Raw genomic sequence first — 376 nt, forward strand, 5'->3', positions numbered from 1 at the left:
AGGTCAGGTGGGCAAAGAGCTTTACCGAAGTATCTATGTTTTTTGCAGCATGAAGAAGTGCGTGGTAGTTGAACTGAATGTTCAGATTGACCATGTCCACTTGGTGGTGAGAACGCCGCCGAGTTTAAGCGTGTCAGAGTTGATGGGGACATTGAAAGGTCGAACAGCCATCAGATTGTTCAACAAATTTCCTTATCTGCGGAAGAAGAAATTGTGGGGAAACCATTTTTGGCAAAGAGGATACTTTGTTGATTCGGTTGGCGCTAACGAAGACATCATTCGCCGTTATGTGAAGTATCAGGATAAACAAGCCAAAGAGGAAGAGGAGCGTCAACAGCGCTTAGAGCTTTCTTGAGCAGAAAGGCACCCTTCTAGG

The 376-nt window shown here is 45.5% G+C and carries 1 protein-coding gene; it reads left to right on the forward strand.

Features of this window, described 5'->3' with window-relative positions; all coding sequences use genetic code 11:
• The coding region (gene tnpA / locus J0A65_RS26335) for an IS200/IS605 family transposase (protein WP_206597134.1) at positions 1-355 on the forward strand (355 nt) is incomplete at its 5' end.
• Positions 356-376 lie beyond the last annotated feature (21 nt).

The organism is Bowmanella yangjiangensis (assembly GCF_017255015.1).
Taxonomy (GTDB): Bacteria; Pseudomonadota; Gammaproteobacteria; order Enterobacterales; family Alteromonadaceae; genus Bowmanella; species Bowmanella yangjiangensis.